Raw genomic sequence first — 19,197 nt, 5'->3', positions numbered from 1 at the left:
AGACAAATGATAGTAGCAGCAAATTTAAAAACAAACTTGACGAGAAAAGAGACAAGAGAGTATGTTAATGCAGTAGAAAACTTTGCACTGACAAACTCTTTAACACAAGATATTTTTGTTTTTCCTGCTACCTCTTCACTTGATACTTTTGAAACAAAAGTTACAGTAGGTGCCCAAAATGCATACGCTGTACAAAATGGTGCATTTACAGGTGAAATTGGTTTGGATCATTTAGATGAATTTGGGATTAAAACGATTTTAATTGGGCATAGTGAACGCCGCCATATTCTTGGTGAAACTCAGGAATTGATAGCTCAAAAATTCAACTATTTTAAAGAGCTTGGGTTTACAATCATTTATTGTGTTGGTGAACCTTTGGAAAAACGTGAAGCTGGTACTGAAAGAATGATGGAATATATCGATGCTCAATATGAAGGAATTGATACAAATTATGAAAAACTAATCATCGCGTATGAGCCAGTTTGGGCGATAGGAACAGGGCTTACACCAACGAATGAAGATATCGTAGCTATTCATACTGAGTTGAAGAAAAAATCACTTTCCCCATTACTTTATGGTGGGAGTGTAAAAGTAAATAATGCTCAAGAGATTATGGCATTAGAAAATGTAGATGGTGTACTTGTAGGAAGTGCTGCACTAAAAGTGGAAGATTTTTGTCAAATGGTAACTTTTGCTGAGGAATTAGATAAACTAGTATAAAAAGAGTGCAAAGCACGAGAGCTTCCCGCTGAGGGAAACATAGTGCACACGACGGAGTACCCTTGGGGTATGAGCGTAAGAAAAGGAATTACTTCCTTTTCTGTACAGAATAGATGGAGGTTTTCCTTCATTTTATAAAATAAAATTAAGGAGAAGTTTTTTATGATTATGAAAGGTAAAAAAGGTCTTATTGTAGGTCTTGCAAATAATAAATCGATTGCATATGGAATCGCTGAAGCATGTAAAGCACAAGGTGCAGAGCTAGCATTTACATATTTAAACGATGCACTTAAAAAAAGAGTTGAACCAATTGCACATAGTTTTGGCAGTGGCGATTATGTATATGAGTTAGATGTATCTAATGAAGAGCATATGGCAGGTATTGCAGAGAAAATTGCAAAAGATTTTGGTAAGATTGATTTTTTAGTACACTCTGTTGCTTTTGCTCCAAAAGAAGCGCTTTCAGAGCCATTTATAAAAACAACTAAAGAAGCATTTAGAATTGCTATGGATGTTTCAGTATACTCATTGATTGATCTTACAAATCGACTAGAGAGTGTTTTAGCTGAAGATGCTTCAATACTTACACTTTCATATCTTGGTGGACCAAAATATGTAGCCAACTACAATGTTATGGGTGTTGCAAAAGCTGCACTTGAATCAACTGTTAGATATATGGCAGTCGATCTTGGTCGTAAAGGACAACGTGTAAATGCAATCTCAGCAGGACCTATTAAAACTCTTGCTGCTGCGGGAATTGGCGATTTTTCTCAGATTTTAAAATGGAATGAAGTAAATGCACCATTAAAGCGTAATGTTACAATTGAGCAAGTTGGGAACTCTGCGATGTATCTTTTAAGTGATTTAGCAAGTGGTGTAACTGGTGAAGTTCATTATGTTGATAGCGGTTATAACGTTATGGGAATGGCTGGTGTTGCATCAAATGATGAAGGTAAAACAGTTCTTGCTTGGGATGTGAAATAATTCACTTCCCAATAGCAGGTAAACTCTCCATCTGTTTCACATGTGAAGCATTTTCATCACTGGGATTTGCTTTTTGATAGGCTCTTGCTTTATCTACATACTCTTGTAGTGTAAAAGGTCTATTTTTATTCTCAATATACTCTGTTTTTTCAGTTGTATTATTTTCTGTTTTTACAACCTCTTTTTTCATATATTTTTCTTGAATCTCTTCATTTTTTTCAATAGATGGAGTCCAATCATCCTTAAGCCAACCATCTAAAATATTTTGTGTGACACCAGCTTTTTTGTTAGTTCCTGTTGGACTGAGATTATTTAACTCTTCATTCTTAGATGGGGTGCTTTCAGGCTTTGTAGTACACCCATAGAGTGCAAATAATGTGATAAATGTGAGAAGTGTGATATTTGATTTTTGTTTCATATAGGCATTTTAACTAAATGTTGGTAAATATATGGCTGTTTTAATCATAGTTTAAGAATAGGGTATGGTATACTGCATACGAAATTTGTAAAGAAACAAGGAGAATATATGAAATTTACAAAATTGAGTTTAGTAGCTGCGTTACTAGCTGGATCAAGTGTTTTCGCTATCGATAACATCAAAGTAAGTGGAGACGCTAACGTTTTCTATAGTACTACAGATGCTAAAGCTGGATTTGCTGCTGTAACTGATAAAGATGATTTATTTGGTAAAGATAATTCAGCTGCTGATATTGGTTTAAACTTTAACATTTCTGCTGATTTAGCAAAAAATGATATTGTAACATTAAGTGCAGGTGCTGGTTATACTATCCTTACTACTTTAGGTTTAGAGAATAACTTTGTATCTAACGTATGGGGTTCTGCGCATACTGCTACAGTTAATAGTGGCTCAAACTATGCTAGTGCAATAGGTGGAGCTAAAGTTGAAAATGCAAGCTGGATGAACGAGTTATGGGTGGCTGCTACTGTAGGTAACACTACTGCAAAACTTGGACGTATGGCTCTTGATACTCCAATCGCATTTACTGAAACTTGGACAATTGAGAAAAATACTTTCGAAGCTGCTGTTTTAATAAATCAAGATATTCCAAACACTACGTTAGTTGGTGCTTATGTTGGTAATAGTAATGGAACAAATGCAGGATCAATTAACTTTAGTGAAACAACTATATTAGGTGATAGTGCAGGTTTAGCTGTTGGGGGTGTTGTAAATGCTAATGGTGAATTCGCAACTCTTGGTAAAAGTGGTGCATATGCTATCGCTGCTATCAATAACTCTTTTAAACCTTTAACTGCTCAAGCTTGGTACTATAATCTTCCAAACTATGCAAAAGCTTACTGGTTACAAGCTGATTTAGCATGTGAAAAAGTTCCAGGTTTAATGCTTGGTGCACAATATACATCTGGTAAAGTAGGTGAAGGTGATAACAGTGGCACATATGCTGTTATGGCTGGTTATGAGATGAAAGATGTAGCTACTGTAAAAGTTGCTTATTCTCAAACATCTGATAAAGGTGCTTTACATGGTCAAAATATTGTTGGAAGTGGGCAATCTAAACTTTATACTGAAGCATGGTGGAACTATGGATATGTAACTGCAACAGATACTACAGCTTACAACGTAACTGTTGAAGGTGCTGCTGCTGGTGCTGATCTTGGTCTTTACTATACATATGCTGATCAAGATAAAGGTGCAGGTCCTAGCGATATGACAGAGGTTACTTTAACTGCTGGTAAGTCTTTTGGTCCACTTGATGCTACTTTAGCATATGTTTACACTGACCTTGGTAAAACTGGTGGTGTAGATGCTGACGCAACTAACACAGTTCAAGCTTACTTAACAGTAAACTTCTAAGAAGTTTTTCTTCTTTAGTCAATCCCTTTTGGGATTGGCACTTTTTTCTTTCTTTTTAAAACAATCTGCTTAATCTTAGTATTTATGTTCAAAATTTTCGAAAATCAAAAGAAATTTCACGAAATGAACTTTTTTTCTAATTATAATTTGAATCAATTCAAATAAAAGGTTAATAAATGAAAAAAATATTCTTAATAAGTTTCATTGTAATCCCAACACAGTTTAGAAGCATTACACTTACTGCTAAATTGACAAAATGTATAATAAAATAGTAAGATACAATATGATTAGTCGGACTGAAATTATTTCCACTTTAGAACAATGTGACTCTGTTGTATTTGCATACCTTTTTGGCTCGTATGCAAAAGGTAATGTTACATACAAAAGTGATGTGGATATTGCTGTATATATGAAAGATGAATTTAACAACTTTGACTCAAAATTACAATTGCATCATCAACTTCAAAAAAAATTTGGTTGCGAGGTAGATTTGATAATTTTAAATAAAGTGAAAAACTTTGATCTTTTAGAAGATATATTTAGAGAAGGATTTGTTATAAAAGATTCGGACAATGACCAAAGGGTGATGTTTGAACTTTATAAAGAACATGAGATCCTTGACTATAAAGTTTTTAAAAAGAGTATAGATGCTGCATAGAATAGAGAATAAGATTAAGACTATTGAAGAAATTTTGACTTTGCTTGATCAGTTAAAATCGGATTGTAAAAACAAGTTTCTCATCGATAAAATTTACCAGGGAGCATTGTTGCATTATTTGTATATGGCAGCAGATAGTTCTATCGCTTTAGCAGAAATGGTAATTAAATATAAAAATCTAACTCGTTCCCAAAGTTATTATGAGAGTATAGACTTGTTAGGTGAACATGGGATTATTCCTGCCGATTTTGCATATGATTTTGCAAAAATAGCTTCGTTTAGAAATTTTCTTGCCCATCATTATGAGAGAATTGATTATCTGGAGATATGTGAAAATACACTGGAAAAACTCGAAGATATTAGAAAATACTTAGCTTATGTAAAAAATGCTCTAGCTTTGTAGGTTTAGAATTTTTTAGAGGTGCCCTTAATATTTTTAGCACAAACATAAGCACTAGAAAATGCCCATTGAAAGTTATATCCACCAAGTTCACCTGTAACATCAACTACTTCACCTATAAAATAGAGACCTTTTACTTTTTTTGATTCTAATGTTTTAAAGTCCAGTTCATTTGCTACAACACCTCCACGAGAAACTTCAGCTTTTGTAAAACCATAGTTTCCAGCAGGTGCAAATTTATAGTTTGTTATGCTTTTATCTTTAAGTGCATGTTGGAGTCGTTTAGGAAGCTCTTGAGCATCATCTGGAGTGAAATTAATACGTATATCGCCTTTATGCCAATAAAGTGATGCAGAGAGGATAGCTGGTCCACTAAGACCTTTATGAGTAAAGAGTAGTTCCTCTTCAATTATCTTGTCTTTGACTTTGATATTTACATAAGTACTTAGACCACTTAACCCTTTCATCCAGTTTTCACTAGGCTGCACAGTAAGTCCTACTAATGCAGGTGAAAACTCTTGTACTTGTAAGTCAAAACTTTTTGCAATATCCAAACCTATATCTGATGCACCAAGATTAGCAAAACTCTTTCCACCAGTAGCTACTACTATATTTTTTGCTTTAAGTATTTGTTTATCGGTTGTAAGTGTAAAAAGTTCATCCTCTTTGGTAAGTGAGAGAATTTTATGATTATAATAAAAATGGTGTTCCTTATTTTGCTCAAGTAAAAGATCAATTATATCTTGTGCAGAGTGTTTACAAAAATAGTAACGCTTTTTACGTATCTCTAACTCTATACTATTACGATCTAAAAAACGCAGTAATTTTTCTTTATTAAACTTTTTAAAAACAGTTTTTATAAGTTCTTTATCTCCATCAAAATTATTTGGTTTTACAGATACATTTGTAATGTTACACTTTCCACCACCTGATATTTTTAGTTTTTGTGCAGCTTTATCATTTCCTTCAACAATAGCGACAGAGAGGTTTTTAGTTAGATTGGCTCCGCACATCAGTCCAGCCGCACCTGCTCCTAAAATAATCACATCATAGTTTTTCATAAATGCAATTATAAGATATAATTTCATAAATAAAAAACAAAGTTGGATAATGGCAAACAAACTACATATAGTCTCATTAGGATGTACAAAAAATCTTGTAGATACAGAAGTGATGATGGGACGACTGAAAAATTTTGAACTTACAGATGAAAATGAAGATGCTGATGTAATTATTGTCAATACATGTGGTTTTATAGATGCTGCTAAAGAGGAGTCAATTAATACTGTGCTTTCGTTACATGAAGCACGTAAAGAGGACTCTGTTTTAGTTATGGCAGGATGTTTAAGTGAGCGTTATCAACAAGAATTGCAAGAGCAGATTCCTGAAGTAGATATCTTTACTGGTGTTGGGGATTATGATAAGATTGATGAGCTATTGTTAGAGAAAAAAAGCAGGTTTTCTGATGAAGTATACTTGATTGATGGGGCAGAGCGAGTTGTAACTGGCTCAACGTACCATGCCTATATAAAACTCTCTGAAGGGTGTAATCAACAATGCTCATTTTGTGCTATTCCTAGCTTTAAAGGCAAACTTAACTCACGTGAATTGGACTCAATTGCTAAAGAGGTTGAATCTTTAGTGGCTAGAGGGTATTGGGATTTTTCATTTGTATCACAAGATTCTAGTTCTTATTTAAGAGATAAAAATATCAAAGACGGACTTTCACTTTTGATTGAGAGAATGGAGTTGATCGAGGGTGTAAAAAGTGCAAGAATTCTTTACCTTTATCCGTCAACTACATCAATGAACCTACTTAAACGTATTGAAAAAAGTGGAGTGTTTCATAATTACTTTGATATGCCTATTCAACATATAAACGATGATATGCTGAAAATTATGAAACGTGGTTTTGGAAAAGAAAAAACACTCGAACTATTAAATTATATGCGTTCTATGCCAAACGCATTTGTGCGAACGAGTTTTATAGTTGGACATCCAGGTGAAACAGAGGAAATGTTTGAAGAGATGTGTGAGTTTACAAAATCTTTTGGCTTTGATCGTGTAAATGTTTTTGCATATAGTGATGAAGAGACAACTACTGCTCATGATATGAAAGATAAGATTGATGAAGCGACTATAGCACATCGTGCAGAGATTTTAGGAGCTATTGTAAGAGATGTAACAAACGAGTCTTTAGAAAATGAAGTTAGTAAAGAGGTAGATATTGTCATTGACGGGCAAAGTGATGAGCATGAGTACTTACTAAGTGCTAGAGAATTGTTATGGGCTCAGGAAATTGATGGTGAAATCTATGTTAATGATAGAGTTGATGAGGATACAGTAATTGAATTTGCAAAGCCATATAGAGCAAAAATTACAGGTCTTGCAGGAAATATTTTGATGGCAACAGTGGATAATGCTTCAACTTCAAACTAAAGAGCTTTTAGCCCACTCTAAAAATCTTCTAGCTTTTTCAGCTGGAGGTGACTCAACTGCACTTTTACATCTTCTTTTAGGAAATAATATACCATTTGATATAGCTATAGTTGATTATGGTGTGCGTGAACAAAGTAAAGAGGAAGTAGTTTTCGCTCAGGAACTAGCAAAGGTACATGGATTTACTTGTTTTGTAAAAACTGCTCCAAAAATAGAAAAAAACTTTGAATCAAATGCAAGAAATATTCGTTATGATTTTTTTGAAGAACTTATTGAGCAATATAACTATGATAACCTTGTAACCGCACACCATTTAGGTGATAGATTTGAGTGGTTTTTGATGCAGTTTTGCAAAGGTGCTGGATGTGTAGAACTCTCAGGGATGAAAAGCATTGAAAAAAGAGATAAATACACTCTTATTCGACCATTATTACACGTAGATAAGCAAGATATACTAAAGTATTTAGATGAAAAAAATATCCATTATTTTGAAGATGAGACAAATAAAGATGAACAGTATAAACGAAACTATTTTCGCCATAATTTTTCTAAACCTCTGTTAAAAGAGTTTAAAGAGGGGATACAAAAGAGTTTTTCATATATAGATAAAGATGTTGATGCACTTATAGAAGAGGTAGATATCAAAACTATCAATCAACTGGCATATTTTAACTCATATGATAAAAGAACTAATGTTGTGTATATAGATAGATATTTAAAATCTATCGGACATATGATAAGTGCAAATGAGAAACAAGAGTTATCTCAAAATAGTAGTGTTGTAGTTGGACGAAAGTATATAGTTGAGCAAGATGAAGCATATGTATTTATCACACCATACGTTGAAGCAAAAAATATAGATAAAGAGTTAAAAGAGAGAATGAGACTTTTAAGAGTCCCTGTAAAATTACGAGGCTATTTAGCCTCCGATGTAGAGGCACTCGAGTTTGTATCTTTATTGTTAGAGTAAACTTTCATAGTAAAAGAGGAGTTAATCATCTCCCCTTCTCTTTTAAAAGTGATAGGGAAGTTTACACTTATAATCCAATCACTTTTGTTTATAGCATCTAAAAAGTCATAAAAGTTTGTTGGAGAGTTGATTTTTGATGATGTATCTACTTGATACGTTGCAAATCCCTCATCATCTTTATCACGAGCTAATTTTGTTACTTTGAGGGTAGAGAAGTATGTTTTGAGTTCTTTTTCAAATCTTGATGGATTAAATGGTTTGTCAAAAGCTTGAATAATATGTCTATTTTTACTTTGCAAATCTTTTAAAACTGAGAGTGTTTCATCATAAAAATCTTGATATTTTCTATACTCTTTGAGTTCTTTTTGTAACTCGATTCTTTGTACTCTATATTCTTTTCCTTTAGGGATAAGTACTTTAAATGAAAATACTACAACAAAGATGAATAGAACTACTGATAGCAGAGCTAAATAAAGATAGTGACGAGGGATATTAATTTTCATTTGATAACTCCTCATCAGCTTCATCAATATAATTTGTTGAAACAAATCGCAACCAACCATTCCCGGCAGGATAAAAACTACTGTATGTTTTATGAAAAATTGATCGAAGTGGTGCTTGGAGCATAAAGTTGTAGATATCTTTATTTGGCGTAATTCCATAAAGAACAAGACCATTTTTAAGTAGTTTCGCTTCTGAGAGTGTGATACGCTCTGGGACTAGATCAAAAAGGTTTGCGATAGAGTCTTTTAAAACACTATTTTTTGTAAATATTCGCTCAGATAAATCTTTTTGTTTCTCAATATATGCGATTTGATTTTTCATATTTTCGATATCAGCTTGGAGAGCTGTTCGGGCTTGAATAGTTTCAATTTTATCTTGCTCAAAATTATAGTCCTTAAAAACAAGAAATAAAAAAGTTGAAAATATCATTATAAGTGTCATTGAAAAAAATGTGATGAGTAGTTTTAACTCTTGTGTAAAAGGTGTTTTTGATCTTGGTTTTATATAGCTGTATTTCATAAACCAAGCTCCTCTTTAGCAAGTTCACAAACTTCTGCACCAAGATCGATAGTTCTAATATATACGTTTAAAAACATCTCCTCTTCAAGATAACGTTTTAGATCAGATGTCACTTGTGTATTGTCAGCGATATAGATGTTTTCTATAAATTTTCCCTCATATTTTGAATCTTTATAAAAATGGTTCATAGCACTTTGAATGAGAGAAAATCTTTGATAATCCTCTGTAAAATGGGAGTCTTCATTCTCTTGGTCTACATTCTCTTTTGGAATAGATTCTTGTTGATTGTTTTCAAAAAGTTCCTCTTCTAAGTCTTTACTTTCTGAAAACTCATCGATATCTTCTAGAGAATCAAGGTCTTCTATATCTGAAAAATCATCTAAGTCATCTTCCACATCTATCTCATCTAAAATAATGCCCTCATCATCAAGCCCAAGATCGATATCTTTGTCATCATCTAAATCTTCTAAAACTATTTTTTCTGAATCTAAGTCTATTTCCATATCTAAATGTTCTGCATAAAGAAGTTGCCCCTCTTCAAATACACAAACAGAGAGTGAACTATCTTCTAAAAGTGCAAACATTGCTAAGTGTTGATCTTTTTTGTCTTTGAAAAACTTTGTTAATACATTAAATGGTGAAAAAACAAAATCGATGCCAATATCTTCATACTTTTTCTCTAACGCATAGAGGTCTGTTTTTGATGTAAAAATGGTCCAGTTTTTGTCAACACATTTATATTCGGAAGTTGAGAGGTCTTTATAAAAAGGGATTTTTGTTTTATCGCATGTTGGAAGTGCACCTTGATCGTTTGAAGTATCCAAAAAACAGATGTAGTGATATGGTGATTCTTGTGTGTAGTGATGGATATATTCAAACATCTCTTCTGTGAGATTTGTAGATTGAAAAACATTTTCATAGTGATGTGTCTCTTTACTTTTTGAGAACACTTCTACGTGGACTGTAGTGCTAGATCGCTCAACAATAATACCAATGAACACTTTCATATATAAAGATTCTAGTATTTTGCCTAACACTCAGTTTCCACCCCACATAAAGGATGTGCTTTATCGTAATTTTGTTTTTTCAATGCACTACCTAACTTTGTATAAATTTGTGTCGTTGCCATCGATGAATGACCCAAAAGTTCACTCACATCTACTATAGGTGCACCGCCGTTTAAAAGAGAAGTTGCATACGAATGGCGCAGTTGATGAGGTGTTACTTTTAATGATATTCTAGCAAAAACTTTATTTATGATATATCTTAGACTATTTTCGCTTAATTTTTCTTCATTTTTCTCAAAAAGAAACTTTTTTGGATGAAAATCTTTTAAATACTCATCTAAAAGTTTTTGTGTAGTTTCAAGCAAAGGAATATCTCTTTGTTTTTTCCCTTTTCCTATAACACGAATCCACTGATCGTTGATATCTTCAAGTTGCAAGTTTGAGAGTTCTGAGATACGAAGTCCCATCGTATATAAAATTGTGATTATAAGTTTTTCTTGTAAATCAGCTTTCTGAAGCGCTTCGATAATATGTTGATGGGTAACTGGTTTTGGAAGTGTTTTGGCAACTTTAACACTTTCATCTGCTTTGAGATTTACTTTCAGCCCAATTTCGTTTAGGTATTCGCTAAAACTTCTTATGGCACTGAGCTTTTTGCTAATGGTTTTACTTTGTAGTGAAGATATATGAATACGATAAGGCATAAGATTAAAAAGGATGTGTGTTTTTTCATCCACTATTTCAATATACTCAAAAGCTTCATCTAAAGCCTCTTTGTATGTCTTGATAGTGAGATCAGAATATCCTTTATACCCTTTGAGGTTTTCTAAGAACTTCTCTTTTCTCTCAATGATCAACTTTTTCAAGAATCTTCTCGAATTGTTCATGATATTTTGCAGCTTCATCTACAAGGTTTTTGTCTGTTATAACACTTGGAGCTAATTTGACATAACTATCGACCATAATCTCACTCATCAGTTTGATTTTTGATCTCCCAGCATCATCTACAGTATCTTGGGCAATAATTTCATTGATTTCATTGAGATATTGTTTTGCGTCTTTGATATATTTTTCATATTTCATAGAGGTTTTTGATTGTGCCATGATAGTTGAGGCCATTCTATTATAAACATCAAGTGCAAATGCTTCATTTGCCAACTTGTAAGCCTCTGTATAGTCACCCATCTCATAATGGTACTTTGCTTCTAAAGATTTTTCATATGATGGATTGGTTAGAAAAAACAAAATCATAAAAGATAGAAGAAAAACAGCTATAAAAATAAGGAGATTTTTAATGCTCATGTTTAAGTAACCCCTCTTTAATTAAAGCTCTTGCAGCTTCGAGTTCCAGCTCACTAATATCGATCTCTTTAGTAGAGTAGTAATGTATTGTACCAAAAGGTTTAGGAACAGTAAAGCGATCCCAAGAATTAAACTGCCAAAATTTTGTTGGTTTGATTTCCACAAGAACAATTTTAGCCTTTGCTTTTTGTGCCATTACAACGATCCCATCAGCAACTTCATGGCGGGGTCCTTTTGGTCCATCGGGGGTGATTCCTATATCGTATCCCTCTTTTAAAGTTTTAATTGCTTGAATCAATACTTTTGCAGGTGATTTGTCACTTGAACCTGCGAGTGTACCTAAACCAAAGTACTCTATTGTTTTTGAAATCAGTTTTCCGTCAAAGTGGGGTGAGATTAAAACTTTTGCATGAGGTTTTTTTCTATAGTATGAATAAAGATAAGGAAGCATTAAAAGCTCTCCGTGCCAACAGGCAAAGATTATAGGCTCTTCTGAAATAGACTCAGTGGAGTGGTAAACCTTTTTGTTTGTGTAATAGAGAAAACGGATAAGCAATGAGCCAATAAGTGGAATAAAGATGAGTGCTAATACACGAGATAGTTTTTTAAGCAACTATCTCCCCTGTGCAGATGGTTCGTCCAATTTGTGTCACTTTAACTTTGGCGAATGTTCCTAGAAGCTCCTCGGAACCTTTGACTTTTATAACAAGATTTGTATTTGTTCGCCCTGATACATAGTTATCACGATTGAGGTCTTCAAAATAAACCTCATACACTTGATCTAGATATCTCTGAGCATTTTCATCTAAGATTTCAGCTTGGAGGGATTGGAGTTGTGTAAGACGTGCTGAGCCGATCTCTTCATCGACTGTATTTGTAAAATGCTCAGCTTCAGTATGTGGACGTGCTGAGTATTTAAAACTAAAGATTTGATCAAATTTTACTTTTTTCATTACATCTAAAGTATCTTCAAAATCTGCTTCATTCTCACCTGGAAAAGCCACAATGATATCAGTTGAGATGCTAACTTCAGGACACTCAGCTCGTAATTTTTCAACACGGTTTAAAAACCACTCTTTGGTGTATCCACGTTTCATATCTTTAAGCACTTTTGTTGAACCTGATTGTAGCGGCATGTGCATAGATTTACATATCTTAGGATTTGAGGCAAACTCTTCGATAAACTCATCATCCATGTGAAATGGGTGTGGAGAAGTAAAACGGATACGCTCTAGTCCTTCAATCGCAGAGAGTCTTCGTAATAGTTCTGTAAAGTTCATTTTTTCATAATCTTTATCTGAAAAACGTCTACCGTAATTATTTACGTTTTGACCAAGTAAAAATATCTCTTTAGCCCCTGTAGCGACTGCTTTTTTCGCTTCGTTTACAATCAGCTCATCAGGAATTGAGATCTCTTCTCCACGCGTTTTTGGAACTATACAAAATGTACATTTTTTATCACACCCAATTGAGATGTTAATGTAAGCTTTGTAAGGTGATGTGCGAAAGTCATCAAAAGCAAATTCACTCTCATCGTAGTTGATGTCGATCTCTACAGCTTTATCTTTGTGCAACACTTCAGAGATTTTTGAAACGTTTCTAGCACCGAGCACAAAACTAACAAAGGGTGCACGTTTAATGATCTCATCACCGAGGTGTGAAGCTGTACAGCCACATACACCTATTTTTGCTCCCTCTTTTTTCTTTTTGTTAAAAACACCGAGTTCAGAAAAAAGTTTAGCAACAGGTTTTTCTCTAACGGAACATGTATTTATTAAAATTAGGTCTGCATCTTTGAGCTCAGTTGTTGTTTCATACCCTTCACGCTCTTTAAGTTGTGCAATCATGTGCTCAGAATCACGTGTATTCATGGCACAGCCTAATGTTTCAATAAATAATTTTTTTGACATTTACGCTCTTTGTTTTATGCCATAATATGTACTTGGTACATGTAGTCATTATCGCTAAGTGCGTATTTAACTTCGTTCATATAAAAGCTTTTTCCTTGCGCTTCAAAATGATCTTGAAGTTCAAGAAGGTCTTTGTGAGAATTTTCTCTATCGAAGTATAAAATAACACTCCCGTCTTTCTCAACTAAAGATTCGATTTTTTCTAAGTCAATTTTTTTTGGCTTAGCATCTAGCTCTGTTCTTACTAGCTTTAAATCCATTTTTTTTCCTTATGTAGTCTTTTAAAAAGTTGTGAATTATACTTTAATTGTAATAAAACTCCGATTAAAGATGTTTTTATAACAACTTGGGTAAAATTTTATACTTTCAATAAGAAATCTCCCAATATTATTTGTCATTGTTCGATTTCTTAAATATTAGAGGATATTAGTGTGGAAAAAATATTAGATATTGCAGAAGCTATTGCAAATGAAAAAGGTTTGCAGCCAGATAAAGTTTTAGAAGCGTTAAAAACAGCTTTTGTACAAACAGCAAAAAGAGTTATTAACCCAAATTTTGCTTATGAAGCACAAATTGATGATACAACAAAAAGTATAAAAATTATTCAAACAATTACAGTTGTGGAAGATAATGATCCAAAATTACAAGACCCAGAATTAGCACCTGCATATATGGCTATTTCTGAAGCACGTTCATATGATGATCAAGTGGAACTTGGCGATCAACTTCAAGAGGAACATGACCTTGAAGATTATGGAAGAACTGGTGCTTCACAGCTCCATCGTGAGATCGAATACCATATTCAAAGAATGGTTGAAGATGAGGTATTTAGTAAATACAAATCAAAAATCGCTACAATTGTAAATGGTCGTGTTACACGTGTTGATGCAAACAATGCAACATACATAGAAGTAGATGAGATTCGTGCAGTACTTCCTATGAAAAGCCGTATCAAAGGGGAAATTTTTAAAGTTGGCGATGTGCTAAAAGCTGTTGTACGTCGTGTTAATATGGATAAAGAAACAGGTATCTATATAGAACTCTCACGTACATCTCCAAAGTTTTTAGAAGCACTTTTAGAGCTTGAAGTACCAGAGATTGAAGATGGGAGTGTAGTGATTGAAAAATCAGCTCGTATCCCAGGTGAGAGAGCAAAAATTGCCATCTTCTCTACGCATCCACAAGTTGATGCTGTTGGTGCTACTGTTGGTGTAAAAGGTGTGCGTATCAATGCTGTAAGTGAAGAGCTCATTGGTGAAAATATTGACTGTATCGAGTATACAAACATCCCTGAGCTTTTTGTATCTCGTGCGATGAGTCCTGCTATTATCTCTCATGTTGAGATTGTAACAAATGATGAGGGTGAAGTTGAAAAAGCCGTAGTAACTCTACCAAGTGATCAAAAATCTAAAGCGATTGGAAAAAGTGGTATCAATATCCGTTTAGCTTCTATGCTTGTTGGAATGGATATAGAGCTTATAGAAAATGACTCTGTGACAACTGATAGTTCAGGTGAACAAGAGGAACAAAAAGATGGTGTTGATGCACTAGAGGCACTTTTTAACTAACAATATCTTAAGTTTTATGCATATACGGATTTAATTTTAAAAGAATTAAATCCGCTATAACATTTCCTAAAAGTGTCAAAAAAGCACTTATAATTAAAATCCCCATAATCGTTGGATAATCACGAGACAAAGCACTAAAATAAAACAGCTGTCCCATCCCTGGAATGGCAAAAATCTGCTCTAAAATAACACTTCCCCCTATAAGACCAGGCAATGAAAGACCAAGTAAACTAACGATCGGTGGTAGAAGATTTGGCACAATATAGTAACGTAAAAGTTGTTTTTGACTCAGACCGCGTGTACGTGCAAAATAGTAGTAATCACTTTTTAAAATCTCTAAAGTGAGTGATCTAACATAGATAATCATACTCCCTAAACCACCAAAGATCATAATACTTAGTGGTAAAACTAAATGCCAAGACATATCACTATAATAACCCCAACCATCTTCTACAACATCGATAGAGTGTAGACCAGCTATAGGGAATAGTTTCAAGTTTACAGAAAAAATAATGATGAGTAAAAGTGCCAAATAAAAAGAGGGCATTGAGAATGAAAGGAGTGAAAGCTGTTTTATTAAACTATCTGCACTTTTTTCATAACGAAGTGCTGCTTTTATCCCAAGATACAAAGAAAGAACAAAAACAACAATAAGTGAGGTAATATTTATAGTTAAAGTGATAGGAAGACGTTTTAAAATCTCTTGTGAAACATCACCACCATTTACAAATGAGATACCAAAATTGAGTTGTAACATGTTTGTTACCCAGTCAAAATACTGCACAATGAGGGGTTTATCAAGTCCATAAATAGCTTTTAGTTTTTCAATAGCCTCTTTTGTCATATTTGGATTAAGCTCACCTGCACCAAAAAAACTATTTGGTGCAGCATGGATTGCTAAAAACGAGATAATAGAGATAAGTAATAACATCCCAAAAATATAAGTAATTTTTTTTATAAAAACTTTCATACGACATTGTAGATAAAAATAGCTTAACAAGTAAATAGTTGCTTATAATTTTTTGAATGTGAAAAAGGAGAGATGTTTTTTGGTGGTTTGCACATTTTTATTTCTCCTTTATTTAGTTTATATTGAGACCAAGTAAGACTTTTATTTTAGTTGTCTTACTTTTTCACTCAGTTGCGGAAGTTCAAGTTTTGTTAAATCCCAAACTATTTGAGGATCAACACCAAAATATTCATGCACTATAAAGTTTCTAAAATCTTTAACCATTTTCCAAGGATAATCAGGATGCTTTGCCTCTAAAATGTCCAATATTTTTCCTATCGCTTCACCTAGTACAGTATACTCTCTAAGTGTTGCACTATATGTTTTTCTATCATTTATAAACTCTTCAAAATTCATCGAGTCTATAAAGCTTTCTATGGCACTAGAAGCATCTAAAATATCAGCTATATAAAGTTTAGTATCTCTTGTCTTAGACATATATAATCTCATTTTTTATATATTCACGCACTATAGGTTTGATATTGTGCTCAATTCCAAGATCAACTGTTTTTCCAAAACTCTCTTCAAGATAAGACTTAAGCCCAAAAAAACTACGAAAACTATTTTTACTTTTGATCTCAACAGCTAGATCGATATCACTTTCATCTTTTTGTTGATCCCTAGAATAACTTCCAAATAAACCTATGGACTCTACACCAAAACGTTCGTGTAGCTCACTTTTATGTAGTTTCAAAAAGTTTATAATATGCATTTTATCCATAGTATTTTCCCCATTAGTTTTTTGCAAAATCAATATTTCAATAAGAAAGTATATCGTAAGTTAAAATTATAAACCAATTTTTTGTTTTCTCCTTTTTATTTAGTTTCTATGCATTCCCAACGAGGACATTGGGGACGAGGGAAAAAAATAATCTTTATTTTTCTTCTAAACAAATATTATTTACTATATCTAGTCCTTTTAACATAGATTCATGACTAGCATTAAAATCTTTGAGTTGTGTAATTTCTAAGTATGTGTCTTTATATTGTTTTTTCGTTTGTTTAGTCCAAAAATTACAAATTGTACTATTGTGTTCAATAGGTTTATAAATAGCATAATCTTTATTGCCCAATGCTTCAAGATAAATACTTGAATCTGCATATAAAATTAATTTTAAATTTTCTAGTTTATCAAAAAGTAAAATTAAATTTTCTAAACTTGTTAAAGCCCTCATTTGAAACATACTTTTCACCCCATTGGATACATTTTTATATTTTTTAGCATAACAAGAAACCTCTTTTTGTGCTTGTTCATACAAAACAATTGTATAAATATTAAGACCTATAAGTAATAAAATACTTATTAATAAAATTTTAGTTTTCAATATTTTCCTTTTGAGCACTGTTGAAATTTCAACAGTGCTTTTTGATGACATATATAAGCATTGTATCCATTATTTATAAGCGTACATTTGGCCTTTGCTGCTTGTAGTTCATTATAACAGTCCATAAAAGTTTTTTTATCATTTGTTGTATTTGCATCACAAGTTTTTCCACTCGAATCGTTATCACCCCATGGCCAAATACTTAATCCCTCAGGATCAACCAAATTAACCGGACCCCCCAACACATACCCATAAAGATTACTATCTCCACCATTAAAGTCGATCGGGTCTTTAGTAGTCCATTTACCAGTATATGTGTCTAGTTCTATGTAACCAAAGTGTACTAGTTGTGTATCTTGGTCTTGTAATCCACCTCCAAATCCAAATGGTATTTTGAAACTTGGATTTGAGTCCTCTAGTATATTACCATAAGTGTCGTATGTGAAGAGCGTTAAGCAAACGCAAATTTCTTTGCGTTTGTAGTGATGGAACCACAGCCCTTGTCTGAAAGACGGGCGAGGACTGAGTGGTTTATGATTTTTTGAATGTGAAAAAGGAGAAATGTTTTTTGGTGGTTTGCACATTTTTTATTTCTCCTTTTTTTATTTAGTTTCTATGCATCCCTAACGGGGACGTTGGGGACGAGTGAAGTATAGTGCAAGTTACAAAATGTGGATTTGTTGGTTCATATATTTTATATCTTGTTCTTCCCATTTAATATTATAATCTACCTTAACTTATTTATGCATTCCACCTCGGGAGAGGTGGAACGAGTGAGAAATGTTTTTTGGTAGTTGACACATTTTTATTTAATAAAAATCTTCAATACAATTTTTTGTTTTGATAAACTAGCCTGATATAGTTGAAATTTTTTTTTCAATTCTTCTATCTTTTTATTTTCAGGGTCTAAAATAAAAGCAGAAATATAATTTTTTAGTGCACTATTCCATTTAGCTTGTTCTAAATAACTATTTGCATTTGCAATATACGTATCAAACTTTTTAATTTTTGGATTTTGTATGGAATGAAGAAATTTTTTTAAATTTTCTAATTTAAAATCTGTTTCAATACTTCCAATAAATTTTTTATTTTGAAAAATAGCACAATTATAAACTTTTGCATTTTTTGATTGAAAAATCATTATGAAAAAATCATTTATTTGCATCTCTTCTATTAAATGGTTATATGTATTTTGATATACGTTTTGACAATTACCTTTCCCAGCATCAAAATTTTTACTCTTGATTTCTTCTAAAGTGAAAATGTTGTTACATAATGGATGTGATAACAAATCATTTTTTAATACTACAAATCTATCATCACTATCTTTTAGTGATAGTGAAACTGAACTTATCTTTTTCATCCTCAAATTATACAAAGCAGGAGTTTGCAAGAATAAGCCTTTATCATTTAAAGAATATTTCAAAGGAAATATACTTTCTTGTGCTATAGCCTGAAAAGTAAATAATAAAATTATTAGATATTTCATCGTATGACCTTATTTCAATTGAAGTTTTTTTAAATCTCGTAAATCTGGTGTACAAGCTTCTTTTAGTTTTTGATAAAAATCATTTCCTAAACAACCTATTGCACATCCAGTTGGTTGAAAGTTTCCACACATTTTAAGATAATCATCATTTTTCATATTCAAGTAATCATTATAGGCATCCATCACCAAATCATTACAATTATCAATAGATTTAAGAGAACTTCCTGCTGCAACTGCTACACAAATATTTGGATTTGAAAAAGTTTTCAAACCTTTAGGATCCACAAGATTAACAGGATCCTGCAACACATACCCATAAAGATTACTATCCCCACCACTAAAGTCTATAGGGTCTTTAGTAGTCCATTTACCTGTATATGTGTCTAGTTCTCTATAACCGAAGTGAACTAGTTGTGTATCTTGGTCTTGTAATCCACCTGCAAATCCAAATGGTATTTGAAAGTTTGGATTTGTATCGTTTTGTATATTACCATAAGTGTCGTATGTTATCTCTTTTACTATGTTGTGGTTTGTGTCACTTATTGCTTTTAGTGTTCCT

At 32.8% G+C, this 19,197-nt stretch carries 25 protein-coding genes; 8 read left to right on the top strand and 17 right to left on the bottom strand.

Features of this window, described 5'->3' with window-relative positions; all coding sequences use genetic code 11:
- Positions 1–6 precede the first annotated feature (6 nt).
- Both ACQY56_RS05355 and fabI read left to right on the top strand, forming a co-directional pair.
- Entirely contained in the window at positions 7–720 is a 714-nt protein-coding gene (locus ACQY56_RS05355; protein ID WP_428739523.1) for a triose-phosphate isomerase, read from the top strand.
- Between the two features lie 162 nt (positions 721–882).
- Positions 883–1,704, top strand: coding sequence for an enoyl-ACP reductase FabI (fabI, locus tag ACQY56_RS05350; RefSeq protein WP_428739524.1), 822 nt, complete (start codon positions 883–885; stop codon positions 1,702–1,704).
- A gap of 1 nt (position 1,705) precedes the next feature.
- On the opposite strand, the gene ACQY56_RS05345 is transcribed toward fabI, so the two are convergent.
- Entirely contained in the window at positions 1,706–2,122 is a 417-nt protein-coding gene (locus ACQY56_RS05345; protein ID WP_428739525.1) for a hypothetical protein, read from the bottom strand.
- Between the two features lie 108 nt (positions 2,123–2,230).
- On the opposite strand from ACQY56_RS05345, the gene ACQY56_RS05340 reads away from it, so the two are divergent.
- The 3 genes from ACQY56_RS05340 (at position 2,231) to hepT (ending at position 4,599) form a co-directional block, all read left to right on the top strand.
- Positions 2,231–3,538, top strand: a complete 1,308-nt coding sequence (locus ACQY56_RS05340; protein WP_428739526.1) for a hypothetical protein — start codon at positions 2,231–2,233, stop codon at positions 3,536–3,538.
- 256 nt (positions 3,539–3,794) lie between these two features.
- Positions 3,795–4,196 (top strand): type VII toxin-antitoxin system MntA family adenylyltransferase antitoxin, encoded by a 402-nt coding sequence (gene mntA / locus ACQY56_RS05335; protein WP_428739868.1) that lies wholly within the window; start codon positions 3,795–3,797, stop codon positions 4,194–4,196.
- A complete protein-coding gene (gene hepT / locus ACQY56_RS05330; protein ID WP_428739408.1) occupies positions 4,186–4,599 on the top strand; it encodes a type VII toxin-antitoxin system HepT family RNase toxin in 414 nt (137 codons plus the stop codon). The genes mntA and hepT overlap by 11 nt, the downstream gene beginning before the upstream one ends.
- A 2-nt stretch (positions 4,600–4,601) precedes the next feature.
- Here hepT and ACQY56_RS05325 read toward each other — a convergent pair whose 3' ends face one another.
- Positions 4,602–5,657, bottom strand: a complete 1,056-nt coding sequence (locus ACQY56_RS05325; protein WP_428739409.1) for an NAD(P)/FAD-dependent oxidoreductase — start codon at positions 5,655–5,657, stop codon at positions 4,602–4,604.
- Positions 5,658–5,706: 49 nt separating this feature from the next.
- Here ACQY56_RS05325 and rimO point away from each other — a divergent pair, with 49 nt between their 5' ends.
- Both rimO and tilS read left to right on the top strand, forming a co-directional pair.
- Entirely contained in the window at positions 5,707–7,035 is a 1,329-nt protein-coding gene (gene rimO / locus ACQY56_RS05320) for a 30S ribosomal protein S12 methylthiotransferase RimO (protein ID WP_428739410.1), read from the top strand.
- Positions 7,016–8,005: a tRNA lysidine(34) synthetase TilS gene (tilS, locus tag ACQY56_RS05315; RefSeq protein WP_428739411.1), complete on the top strand. Its 990-nt coding sequence runs from the start codon at positions 7,016–7,018 to the stop codon at positions 8,003–8,005. Before rimO ends, tilS begins: the two co-directional genes overlap by 20 nt.
- Here tilS and ACQY56_RS05310 read toward each other — a convergent pair.
- Genes ACQY56_RS05310 through ACQY56_RS05275 form a run of 8 tightly spaced genes read right to left on the bottom strand, consistent with a single transcriptional unit; the run spans position 7,951 to position 13,507 of the window.
- Positions 7,951–8,508, bottom strand: coding sequence for a hypothetical protein (locus tag ACQY56_RS05310; protein WP_428739412.1), 558 nt, complete (start codon positions 8,506–8,508; stop codon positions 7,951–7,953). The genes tilS and ACQY56_RS05310 overlap by 55 nt on opposite strands.
- Complete coding sequence (locus ACQY56_RS05305; RefSeq protein ID WP_428739413.1) at positions 8,498–9,028, bottom strand: hypothetical protein; 531 nt, start codon at positions 9,026–9,028, stop codon at positions 8,498–8,500. The genes ACQY56_RS05310 and ACQY56_RS05305 overlap by 11 nt, the downstream gene beginning before the upstream one ends.
- Entirely contained in the window at positions 9,025–10,065 is a 1,041-nt protein-coding gene (locus ACQY56_RS05300; RefSeq protein WP_428739865.1) for a hypothetical protein, read from the bottom strand. The genes ACQY56_RS05305 and ACQY56_RS05300 overlap by 4 nt, the downstream gene beginning before the upstream one ends.
- Positions 10,059–10,901: a tyrosine-type recombinase/integrase gene (locus tag ACQY56_RS05295; protein ID WP_428739415.1), complete on the bottom strand. Its 843-nt coding sequence runs from the start codon at positions 10,899–10,901 to the stop codon at positions 10,059–10,061. The genes ACQY56_RS05300 and ACQY56_RS05295 overlap by 7 nt, the downstream gene beginning before the upstream one ends.
- Complete coding sequence (locus ACQY56_RS05290) at positions 10,882–11,286, bottom strand: hypothetical protein (RefSeq protein ID WP_428739416.1); 405 nt, start codon at positions 11,284–11,286, stop codon at positions 10,882–10,884. The genes ACQY56_RS05295 and ACQY56_RS05290 overlap by 20 nt, the downstream gene beginning before the upstream one ends.
- A 40-nt stretch (positions 11,287–11,326) precedes the next feature.
- Positions 11,327–11,950 carry a lysophospholipid acyltransferase family protein gene (locus ACQY56_RS05285; RefSeq protein ID WP_428739417.1) on the bottom strand — a complete coding sequence of 208 codons (624 nt, stop codon included), beginning with the start codon at positions 11,948–11,950 and terminating at the stop codon, positions 11,327–11,329.
- A complete protein-coding gene (gene miaB, locus ACQY56_RS05280; protein WP_428739418.1) occupies positions 11,943–13,247 on the bottom strand; it encodes a tRNA (N6-isopentenyl adenosine(37)-C2)-methylthiotransferase MiaB in 1,305 nt (434 codons plus the stop codon). Before miaB ends, ACQY56_RS05285 begins: the two co-directional genes overlap by 8 nt.
- 14 nt (positions 13,248–13,261) lie before the next feature.
- Positions 13,262–13,507, bottom strand: a complete 246-nt coding sequence (locus ACQY56_RS05275; protein WP_428739419.1) for an HP0268 family nuclease — start codon at positions 13,505–13,507, stop codon at positions 13,262–13,264.
- A 171-nt stretch (positions 13,508–13,678) separates the two neighbouring features.
- On the opposite strand from ACQY56_RS05275, the gene nusA reads away from it, so the two are divergent.
- Positions 13,679–14,815, top strand: a complete 1,137-nt coding sequence (gene nusA / locus ACQY56_RS05270) for a transcription termination factor NusA (protein WP_428739420.1) — start codon at positions 13,679–13,681, stop codon at positions 14,813–14,815.
- A gap of 7 nt (positions 14,816–14,822) precedes the next feature.
- Here nusA and ACQY56_RS05265 read toward each other — a convergent pair whose 3' ends face one another.
- From ACQY56_RS05265 to ACQY56_RS05235, 7 genes are all read right to left on the bottom strand, one after another.
- Positions 14,823–15,785, bottom strand: a complete 963-nt coding sequence (locus ACQY56_RS05265) for an ABC transporter permease (protein ID WP_428739421.1) — start codon at positions 15,783–15,785, stop codon at positions 14,823–14,825.
- A gap of 141 nt (positions 15,786–15,926) precedes the next feature.
- On the bottom strand, positions 15,927–16,262 hold the full coding sequence (locus ACQY56_RS05260; protein WP_428739422.1) for a HepT-like ribonuclease domain-containing protein: 336 nt from the start codon (positions 16,260–16,262) through the stop codon (positions 15,927–15,929).
- Positions 16,255–16,545, bottom strand: a complete 291-nt coding sequence (locus tag ACQY56_RS05255; RefSeq protein WP_428739423.1) for a nucleotidyltransferase family protein — start codon at positions 16,543–16,545, stop codon at positions 16,255–16,257. Before ACQY56_RS05255 ends, ACQY56_RS05260 begins: the two co-directional genes overlap by 8 nt.
- Before the next feature lie 154 nt (positions 16,546–16,699).
- A complete protein-coding gene (locus tag ACQY56_RS05250) occupies positions 16,700–17,149 on the bottom strand; it encodes a hypothetical protein (protein WP_428739424.1) in 450 nt (149 codons plus the stop codon).
- Positions 17,146–17,733 carry an RHS repeat domain-containing protein gene (locus tag ACQY56_RS05245; protein WP_428739425.1) on the bottom strand — a complete coding sequence of 196 codons (588 nt, stop codon included), beginning with the start codon at positions 17,731–17,733 and terminating at the stop codon, positions 17,146–17,148. Before ACQY56_RS05245 ends, ACQY56_RS05250 begins: the two co-directional genes overlap by 4 nt.
- 221 nt (positions 17,734–17,954) lie before the next feature.
- Positions 17,955–18,638 (bottom strand): hypothetical protein, encoded by a 684-nt coding sequence (locus tag ACQY56_RS05240; RefSeq protein ID WP_428739426.1) that lies wholly within the window; start codon positions 18,636–18,638, stop codon positions 17,955–17,957.
- A 9-nt stretch (positions 18,639–18,647) separates the two neighbouring features.
- Positions 18,648–19,197 (bottom strand): RHS repeat domain-containing protein (locus ACQY56_RS05235; protein WP_428743738.1); only part of this gene is annotated, 550 nt, incomplete at its 5' end.

This window comes from Sulfurimonas sp. (assembly GCF_050296975.1).
Taxonomy (GTDB): Bacteria; Campylobacterota; Campylobacteria; order Campylobacterales; family Sulfurimonadaceae; genus Sulfurimonas.
Note: the sequence above shows the minus strand (reverse complement) of the source record. Positions and strands in the feature narration are given on the sequence as shown.

What these genes read in the sequence shown, in the direction of transcription:
- ACQY56_RS05355 (WP_428739523.1), top strand. Translation starts at nt 7, where the DNA reads ATGATAGTAGCAGCAAATTTAAAAACAAACTTGACGAGAAAAGAGACA.
- fabI (WP_428739524.1), top strand. Translation starts at nt 883, where the DNA reads ATGATTATGAAAGGTAAAAAAGGTCTTATTGTAGGTCTTGCAAATAAT.
- ACQY56_RS05345 (WP_428739525.1), bottom strand. Translation starts at nt 2,122, where the DNA reads ATGAAACAAAAATCAAATATCACACTTCTCACATTTATCACATTATTT.
- ACQY56_RS05340 (WP_428739526.1), top strand. Translation starts at nt 2,231, where the DNA reads ATGAAATTTACAAAATTGAGTTTAGTAGCTGCGTTACTAGCTGGATCA.
- mntA (WP_428739868.1), top strand. Translation starts at nt 3,795, where the DNA reads ATGTATAATAAAATAGTAAGATACAATATGATTAGTCGGACTGAAATT.
- hepT (WP_428739408.1), top strand. Translation starts at nt 4,186, where the DNA reads ATGCTGCATAGAATAGAGAATAAGATTAAGACTATTGAAGAAATTTTG.
- ACQY56_RS05325 (WP_428739409.1), bottom strand. Translation starts at nt 5,657, where the DNA reads ATGAAAAACTATGATGTGATTATTTTAGGAGCAGGTGCGGCTGGACTG.
- rimO (WP_428739410.1), top strand. Translation starts at nt 5,707, where the DNA reads ATGGCAAACAAACTACATATAGTCTCATTAGGATGTACAAAAAATCTT.
- tilS (WP_428739411.1), top strand. Translation starts at nt 7,016, where the DNA reads ATGCTTCAACTTCAAACTAAAGAGCTTTTAGCCCACTCTAAAAATCTT.
- ACQY56_RS05310 (WP_428739412.1), bottom strand. Translation starts at nt 8,508, where the DNA reads ATGAAAATTAATATCCCTCGTCACTATCTTTATTTAGCTCTGCTATCA.
- ACQY56_RS05305 (WP_428739413.1), bottom strand. Translation starts at nt 9,028, where the DNA reads ATGAAATACAGCTATATAAAACCAAGATCAAAAACACCTTTTACACAA.
- ACQY56_RS05290 (WP_428739416.1), bottom strand. Translation starts at nt 11,286, where the DNA reads ATGATTTTGTTTTTTCTAACCAATCCATCATATGAAAAATCTTTAGAA.
- miaB (WP_428739418.1), bottom strand. Translation starts at nt 13,247, where the DNA reads ATGTCAAAAAAATTATTTATTGAAACATTAGGCTGTGCCATGAATACA.
- ACQY56_RS05275 (WP_428739419.1), bottom strand. Translation starts at nt 13,507, where the DNA reads ATGGATTTAAAGCTAGTAAGAACAGAGCTAGATGCTAAGCCAAAAAAA.
- ACQY56_RS05265 (WP_428739421.1), bottom strand. Translation starts at nt 15,785, where the DNA reads ATGAAAGTTTTTATAAAAAAAATTACTTATATTTTTGGGATGTTATTA.
- ACQY56_RS05260 (WP_428739422.1), bottom strand. Translation starts at nt 16,262, where the DNA reads ATGTCTAAGACAAGAGATACTAAACTTTATATAGCTGATATTTTAGAT.
- ACQY56_RS05255 (WP_428739423.1), bottom strand. Translation starts at nt 16,545, where the DNA reads ATGGATAAAATGCATATTATAAACTTTTTGAAACTACATAAAAGTGAG.
- ACQY56_RS05245 (WP_428739425.1), bottom strand. Translation starts at nt 17,733, where the DNA reads ATGTGCAAACCACCAAAAAACATTTCTCCTTTTTCACATTCAAAAAAT.
- ACQY56_RS05240 (WP_428739426.1), bottom strand. Translation starts at nt 18,638, where the DNA reads ATGAAATATCTAATAATTTTATTATTTACTTTTCAGGCTATAGCACAA.